We start from the raw sequence: 7,762 nt of genomic DNA on the forward strand, positions 1-7,762 counted from the left end.
CGCCCGCTGGGAGGCGCACACCGAGTCGTCCGCCGGCGTCACGACGGTCGTCGTCCGGCAGGTCTCCCGCAACGGGGACGGGGACGTCCTCGCGGAGATCGGCCGCCAGACCGTCGCGGCCATCCCGGACGGCGATCCGGCATGGGAGGCCCGCTACCACGAGGCGATGGCCGAGGCCCGTTCCCGTGTCGCCGCGCTGGAGGCCGAGGCGAGCTGAACCGCCGTACGCGCGAGGCCCGCGCCCCGGTTCCGGGGCGCGGGCCTTTTCGGGTGAAAGCGGGGCCTGCGGACCCGTCCGGCAGGTGTACTCTCGGCTCGGATCTGCTCGCCCATGATCAGCGGGGGAGGCCGATGGTTCGCCCGTGGCCCCGGGCCGGCCTGGCGCTCGTCCTGGCCGCCTGCCTGCTGGCGCCCTCGTCCGGCATGCGGCGCGAGAGCCCGGCCGTGGCCGGCTACGTCACCGAGCAGCTCACCGTCGTCGCCGGCACCTACCTGCAGCACCGCTCCCAGGCCCTCGTGCAGAAGGGCGACCGCGAGCGCCGCGCCACGCCCACCGAGGTCCAGGGCGTCCGGATCTCCCCGACGCTGGTGCGCTCGCAGGAGCGGGCCGTCCGCGAACTGGAGATCCGCAACCGCGCCCCGGTCGACGGCGGCCCCGCCTACACCGGCGCCCGCACCCGCCTGGACGGGGGGCGCGCCTTCCAGACCGGGGACCGCATCACGCTGGAGGCGGTCGAGCACACCGAGATCCGGTACGGCGGCGGCAAGGTCACCCAGGCGGTCCGCCGCCGGTTCGTGTTCCGGACGCGCGGCGAGCAGATCACCATGATCGCCGAGCGGGTGCTGGACCCGGACGCGCACCCGGTGAACGACCCGCCGGGCGCCGACCGCTGAGCGGCCCGTCCGGCGCCTCCGAAAATGCTTGGAAAGGTCCTTGACGAGCAGTAATTATGCTCGTCACAAGCCCGCCGGCGCGCGCCTCGGTGCCCGTTGGTGGCCACATCCGGACAGGGTGGGATGGCGGGATCAGGGCGTTTTCCCGGACCGATTCGCGGCCCGAGACTGGCTTGACGAGATCGATGAGGCGTAGGCTGACGCCATTCCTGGGTGAACTCGAGAACTTACGGGCGACGGTTCCCCCAAGCCGCGGGTCCCGGCCCATCCCCCCGAGGCCGGGACCCGCATCCATTCCTTCCGCGCACTCCGCCGCCGGCGCCATGACGGTTCCGGAGCCTCGCCTCCTGTGACCGGCCGTGACCGAAGAGTGGGAACGCGCCTTATCCGCGCGAAATAAGAGCGTTATCTGGGCCGGCCGCTCCGGTTGGCCCGCGTTCCCTCAGTTCTCCAATCGCGTCCTAACGCTCCGCCAAGAACATTGGGCACCCCTCGCGGGAACGGGAGTTCGCGCGATCAGCCGCTCGCGGTCGCGGGCGGCAGGGCCACCTGGATCTGCGTGGTGACGCCGGACGCGGCGAAGATGCCGCGGCCGGTGGGGCCGCCCAGCGGGGCGGTGCCCGGCAGCCGCAGGCCGAACAGGTCGCCGTCGCCGGGCGAGTCGACGGCGAGCAGGACACCGGAGCGGGACCGCCGGGTCTCGGCGAGGAACCCGCGCCGGCCGCGGCCCAGGTCGGCGGTGGTGCCGCCGATGACGACGGCGTGCTCGCCGTCGCGGGCGGTGAGCACGACGTCGTTGAGCGCGTCGCCCAGGCCCGTCCCGTCGAGGAGTTCGGCGTCGTCGACCACGACGGCGAAGCGGTGCTCGTCCCCGATGGCCTCGGCGAGGCCGGCGGCGCCCGAGTCGGCCGTGAGCAGGCCGAGCACGCCGGGGCGGCCGGACAGCAGCCGCAGCGGCGACCGGCGCGGCGTCACGAGGACGACCGGGACGAGCCCGCCGCCGGCGGCCGGGTCGAGCAGCGAGCAGGCGATGGTCCGCAGCGTGGTGGAGCGTCCCGAGCTGGGCGGGCCGGCGACGGTGAAGCCGGGACCCTCGCCGAGGAGGTCGACGCCGACCGGGGCGAGGGTGTCGCCGCCGACGCCGACGAGGGCCCACAGGGCGGACGGGGCGAGGAACTCCGGGTCGAGCGACATGGCCTCCCGGTAGGTGACGCGGACCGGCAGCTCGTCCACCCGCAGGGGACGCCGGCGGCGCGGCAGCCGGCCGTAGCGGGACACGCACGTCCGGGCGATCTCCTGGAGGACGCCGGCCTGCGACGGACCGGACGGGTCGCCGCCCAGCAGCGCGATCTGCGACTCGCGCGGCGGCGCGCCCGGCGCGACCGGTTCGAGGGCCCGGCCGGGCGGCATCGCGGCGGGGACCTGCTTGTCGTGCAGCCCGCCGAAGCCGTAGTCGTCGGGGTCGTCCATGCGCAGGACGAGGCGGCGGCCGAACACGGCGGAGATCCGCCCGCCGAGGCCGGAGCGGTCGCCGGTGAAGACGGCGCGCAGCCCCACCGCGGCGCCCTCGGTGAGGAGACCGGTGATCTGGTCGACGAGGCGGCCGTGGTCGTGGTGCTCGAACGCGCCGAGGAAGCCGTCCCAGCCGTCGAGGAGCAGCACCATCCAGGGGAGGCGGTCGGTGGCGGCGACGGCGGCGCGCTGCTCGGCCAGGGACCCGAACCCGGCCTCGGCGAGGAGCCGCCGGCGGCGCCCGACCTCCGCGGTGAGCGCGGTGAGGAGCCGTTCGCAGCGGTCGAGCTGGTCGCGCGTGACGACGGCGCCGCAGTGCGGCAGGGACGTCAGCGGGAGCAGCGCGTTCGCGCCGCAGTCGACGGCGTACAGGTGCGCGTCGTAGGGGGAGCAGCCGCCGGCGAGCGAGCCGGCGATGGTGCGCAGCGCCGTGGAGCGCCCCGACCGGGCGGACCCGGCGAGGTACAGGTGGCCGCCGGACGCGAGGTCGAGCGCGAGGTCCTCGCGCGCCTGGGCGGCCGGCAGGTCGGTGACGCCGAACGGGATCGGCGGGACGTCCACGACCGAGCCCCCGGCGGCGGTGCGGGGCGCCAGCGCGACCCGCTCGGGCAGCGGGTTCAGCCACGGCGACGGCTGCCGGGCGATGCCGGCGCGGCGGGCGGCCTCGTCGATCGCCTGGACGAGGACGCCCAGGTCGGTGCCCGGTGTCGGGTCGTCGTCCGCCGGTTCGCGTGGGCCGGGGAACGGGTGGCCCAGGCCCTGCCAGGGGAGCGGCAGGACGACCGGCTCGCCGGAGCCGGCCCCGGCGCCGGGGCGCCGGCCCCCGATCCGCGCGGACTGGACGCGCCGCGGCGGAGCCGTGCCGGCGCGGAGGTAGCAGCGTCCGGGCGTGGACATGGAGATCTGCGCGGCCTCGGCCGAACCGAGGACGCCGGCGGACTCGTCCGGGTCGGTGAGGCGCAGCGCGATCCGCAGGTCGGTGCCGGCGCGGATGCCGTCGGTCACGGCCTCGCCCGGGCTCCGCGTGGCGAGGATCAGGTGGACGCCGAGCGGCCGGCCCCGGCGCCCGATGTCGAGCAGCCCGCCGACGAAGCCGGGCAGGGCGGCCGCCATGGCGGCGAACTCGTCGATGACGATGCCGAGGCGCGGCACGGCCGCCGGCGCGGGGTCGGCGGTCCGCAGGTCGTTGTAGTCGTCGATGTCCTTCACGCCCGCGTCGAGGAGGACCTCCTCGCGGCGGTGGAGTTCGGCGGCGAGCGATTCCAGCGCGCGTTCGGTGGTGTGGTCGTCCAGGTCGGTGACCACGCCGGCGGTGTGCGGGAGGCGGGCGCAGTCCCCGAACGCGGCGCCGCCCTTGTAGTCGATGAGGACGAACGTCATCTCGTCCGGGCGGTTGGACGCGGCGAGCGACGCGATGAGCGTCCGCAGCAGTTCCGACTTGCCCGCGCCCGCGGCTCCCGCGATGAGCACGTGCGGGCCGTCCGCGCGCAGGTCGACGTCGTAGCGGCCGCCCGAGGCGAGGCCGATGGGGACGCGGGTCGTCCGGCCGCCCGCCCGGCTCCACGACTGGAGGACGTGCTCGGCGGTGGGCTCCGGCATCCCGAGGACGTCGAGCAGCCGCACCTCGGCCGGGATCGAGTCGTCGACGTCCTCGCGGGAGACGTCCCGTACCGGCGCCAGGGCACGCGCCACCCGGTCGGACCAGGTGGCGGAGACCTGGTCGGCCAGCACGGGACCCTGCCCCTGGAGCCGGACCAGCGACGGCCGCTGCGGATCCCACGCGGCGATCGCGCCGCACTCCTCGGGGAGCAGGCGCTCCTCGTCGTCGACGCAGATGGCGTACAGGCCGAACTCGGGGCCCCGCGACAGGAGCATCGGCATCCCCGGTATGCGGCGCAGCGCACGCGCGCCGTCCAGCACCATGAGGATGTCGTAGGGGACGGCCTGCCCGGCCCGCCGGCGTTCCGTCACCCGGATGGCCAGTTCGGTGACGCGGCGCGCGGCCGTCTCGGGGTCGGCGCCGACCAGGGCGACGCAGTCCTCGCCCTCGCGCGGCGCGCAGTGCGGCAGCCAGCGCGCCCAGTTCCACTCGTCCCCGGCGCTCCGGTCGGCCGACAGCACGACGATCGCCAGATCGCGGGGGCTGTGCAGGGCGGCGGCCTGCGCGACCATCCAGCGGGCCAGGGCGCGGGACGCGTGCCGCGGCCCCGCCAGCCCGACGACGCCCAGCTCGGCGAGCGGCAGCGCCACCGGGACCAGCCGGGCCACCGGAACCTCCACCCCCATCTGGGCGGACGACCCCGCGCGCCCCCCGGTCCGCTGCCGCTCGGCAGGGCCGGCCATGTCGATGCGGGCCGGCCGGTCGGCGAGGCCGATCCGCAGCTGCAGAACGTCCCGGTCGCCGCGGCGGCGCTCCCACAGCCGCCGCCGCGGCCCGGTCGCGGTCAGCAGCACCTCGGCGGGATCGGGGTGCAGCCCGCGGCGCTCGGCCTCGTCCTCGCGCCGCAGCCGCTCCACCTCGCCGTCGAACTCGGCGGACCTGCGCTCGTACTCCTTCAGCGACTTCCGGTACGCCGTGCGGCCGATCAGCCGGAGCCGCTCGCGCGGGTCCCGCTCGGGGCGCCCCGGGACGACCAGCCTCCGGACGCCCTGGGGCGGGCTCGGCCGCGGCGGCCGCCCGAACGCCAGGCCGCCCCGCGGCAGCCGCTCCAGATGCGCGTCGGGCGCGGTGCTCGGCGCGAGGGCCAGCACGCTCGACCCCACCGACAGCAGCACGCCCGCCGGCCACGCCGTCTTCGCGGCGAGCGGCGTCCCGTCCAGCGCGGCGGCCCCCTGCATCGTCGTCGTCGCGGACGCCTCGACGTGCACGATCTCGCGCCCGACCGTGAGCCGCAGCGACCGGGCCGGGACGGACGGGTCGTCCAGCACCACGTCGACGTCGCGCCCGGAGCCGATCGTGCTGACGCCGAGCCCCAGCCGGTGCACCGCCCCGGCCGCCGGGCCGCCGGCGACCCGCACCTCCACCAGCCCGGTCGGCTCGGCGAGGACGGTGGCCGCGGCGGCGCTCCGCTCGACCGCCACGACGGCGCCGTCCCGCAGCTCCTTCACGGCGAGGGCCTGCGGATCCAGCATCCGGCCGTCCATCCAGAGGGTCCTGCGCGGCAGGCCGTCGAGGGTGGCGGCGAGTGACCGGGCGACCCGCTCCACGGTGGCCTCGGGGTCGACGTCCAGCACGACATCGCGCGGCCCTCCGCCGGTCAGCGCCGTGAACGAGATCCGCATCCGCCCAGTTTAATTACTCGCCTCCGCCGCCATCCCCGGATGCGGCGACGACCGCCTTGAGGGCGGCGTCCAGTGGCGTCGGCGCCATCGCGAACGCGGACTCGAACGCCGACGAGTCCAGGAGGTACGGCTTGTCGAACTGGTAGCGGGTCTCCCGCAGCTCCTTCAGCATCGGCACGAACAGCCCCAGCGCGGTGAAGGCGGGGCGGGGCACCTGGAAGACGCGCGGGTCCGGTGCGCCGGCGATCCGGCACAGCCGCTCGGCGACCTCCAGCGTGGACACCGCCGGGGCCGTCGGGACGTGCCACGTCCTGCCCCACGCCCGCTCGTCGGTCCCGGCGACGGCGAGCGCCTCGGCGACGTCCGGCAGGTACGTCCAGGCGTGCGGGATGGACGGGTCGCTGAAGTACGCCACCCGCTTGCCCGCCAGCAGCGGCCTCACGAACCGCGTCTCGCCGATGTAGGACTGGTCGGTGCTGCCGGGGCCGTAGTAGTCGGCGGGGCGCAGCTCGGTGGTCCTGATGCGGCCGGCCTCGTGCGCGGCGAGGGCGTCCTGCCACATCTTCGCCCGGACGCGTCCCTTGGCGCCGGTCGCGGCGAGCGGCAGGTCCTCGGTGATCGGACCCTCGACGGGCCCGTACCCGTAGAGGTTGCCCAGGGTCACCAGCACCGCGCCGGTGTCCTCGGCGGCTCCGAGGAAGGACGACGCCATCGGCGGCCAGTCCTGGACCCAGCGGTGGTAGCGCGGGTTCACGCAGTTGTAGAGCGCGTCCGCCCGGGCGGCGATCCGCGTGATCCGCTCCCGGTCGGCGGCGTCCGCCGCGATGCGCTCCACGCCGTCCGGCCCCGATCCGGACCGCGTCACGACGACGACGTCGTGCCCCCGCCGCGTCAGCCGCTCGGCGAGGTGCGCTCCGACCTGCCCGGCCCCGACGATCACGTGCTTGCCCATGTCGCGTCCCCATCCCGTGCCGCCGTCGCCGACCGTCGGCGACAGTGCTCTGCTTCGAGAGCAATGCTCTCGCCAGAGAGCGATGTTGTCAAGAGCAGTGCTCTCGTTCCAGTGCGACGCTCTGCTATAGTCGCCGGCATGAGCGCGGGCAGGACGGCACGGGAGCGGGTGCGGGCGGAGCTGGTCCGGGAGATCACCGAGCTCGCCAGGCGGCAGCTGGCCACCGCCGGCGCGGCGGGGCTGTCGCTGCGCGCGGTCGCCCGCGAGATGGGCATGGTGTCCTCGGCCATCTACCGGTACTTCCCGAGCCGCGACGACCTCCTCACCGCGCTGATCATCGACGGCTACAACGCGGTCGGCGACGCGGTCGAGCGCGCCGACGCCGAGGCCGGGGCGGGCGACTTCGCCGGACGGTGGCTCGCCGTGTGCGGGGCCGTCCGGGAATGGGCGCTGGCGCACCCGCACGAGTACGCGCTGCTGTACGGGTCGCCCGTCCCCGGCTACGAGGCGCCCGAGGACACCGTCCCCGCCGCCCTGCGCGACACGGTCGTCCTCGTCCGGATCGTCGACGCGGCGCACGCGGCCGATGCGCTCGACCCGGCCGGGCCGTGCCCGGCCGCGCCTCCCGCGCTCGCCGGGGACATGGCACGCGTCCGCGCCCACATCCCCATGGAACTGCCGGACGACGCCCTGGCGCGGGCCCTGACCGCGTGGGCCGGACTGTACGGAACGGTCAGCTTCGAATTGTTCGGGCAATTCACCAACGTGATCGACGCACGGGCCGCCTACTTCGACCACACCATGACCCTGCTCGGACGCCTCGTCGGCTTCCAGCCCTGACGCCGCGGGGCCTCCGGGCGCCGCCGCGACGGGGGTCAGTGACGCGTGTGACTGGTGGTAAGAAGTCATGTGATCGGTGAATTCGCAGGTCACCGCGATTTCCGCGGATATGGGACGGCCCGTGTCCACCGAATCCATTGACGTAGCCTCACCGCCCCCGCAAGCATGGATCGCTCGGTGCCGTGGCGACCCCGCGAGGCGGGGTCCGCGGGAGGGCGGGAAGGAGCGCGTGGGCAGCGCGATGAAGACCAACCAGTCGACCGTCTCCGGCGGTGGTGCGGC

At 75.5% G+C, this 7,762-nt stretch carries 5 protein-coding genes; 3 read left to right on the top strand and 2 right to left on the bottom strand.

The annotated features are described in order from the left end of the window. Together E1293_RS48150 and E1293_RS41680 are read left to right on the top strand one after the other, a co-directional pair. Nucleotides 1–217, top strand: a 217-nt coding sequence (locus tag E1293_RS48150) for a hypothetical protein (protein WP_165978644.1), incomplete at its 5' end; no start/stop codon positions are given. 134 nt (nt 218–351) lie between these two features. Next, nucleotides 352–894: a hypothetical protein gene (locus tag E1293_RS41680; RefSeq protein WP_132204800.1), complete on the top strand. Its 543-nt coding sequence runs from the start codon at nt 352–354 to the stop codon at nt 892–894. A gap of 516 nt (nt 895–1,410) precedes the next feature. Here the strand turns inward: E1293_RS41680 and E1293_RS41685 are convergent. Both E1293_RS41685 and E1293_RS41690 read right to left on the bottom strand, forming a co-directional pair. Next, on the bottom strand, nt 1,411–5,688 hold the full coding sequence (locus E1293_RS41685) for an FtsK/SpoIIIE domain-containing protein (protein ID WP_132204802.1): 4,278 nt from the start codon (nt 5,686–5,688) through the stop codon (nt 1,411–1,413). A 13-nt stretch (nt 5,689–5,701) separates the two neighbouring features. Further along, nucleotides 5,702–6,640, bottom strand: a complete 939-nt coding sequence (locus tag E1293_RS41690) for an NAD-dependent epimerase/dehydratase family protein (protein ID WP_132204804.1) — start codon at nt 6,638–6,640, stop codon at nt 5,702–5,704. Nucleotides 6,641–6,778: 138 nt separating this feature from the next. Between E1293_RS41690 and E1293_RS41695 the strand changes: the two genes are divergently transcribed. Then, nucleotides 6,779–7,480 (top strand): TetR/AcrR family transcriptional regulator, encoded by a 702-nt coding sequence (locus E1293_RS41695; protein WP_132204806.1) that lies wholly within the window; start codon nt 6,779–6,781, stop codon nt 7,478–7,480. Nucleotides 7,481–7,762: the final 282 nt, after the last annotated feature.

Source organism: Actinomadura darangshiensis, assembly GCF_004349235.1.
In the GTDB taxonomy this organism is placed as follows: domain Bacteria; phylum Actinomycetota; class Actinomycetes; order Streptosporangiales; family Streptosporangiaceae; genus Spirillospora; species Spirillospora darangshiensis.

Bases quoted from the DNA above. Each gene is read 5' to 3' on its own strand.
- E1293_RS41680 (WP_132204800.1), top strand. From the start codon at position 352: ATGGTTCGCCCGTGGCCCCGGGCCGGCCTGGCGCTCGTCCTGGCCGCC.
- E1293_RS41685 (WP_132204802.1), bottom strand. From the start codon at position 5,688: ATGCGGATCTCGTTCACGGCGCTGACCGGCGGAGGGCCGCGCGATGTC.
- E1293_RS41690 (WP_132204804.1), bottom strand. From the start codon at position 6,640: ATGGGCAAGCACGTGATCGTCGGGGCCGGGCAGGTCGGAGCGCACCTC.
- E1293_RS41695 (WP_132204806.1), top strand. From the start codon at position 6,779: ATGAGCGCGGGCAGGACGGCACGGGAGCGGGTGCGGGCGGAGCTGGTC.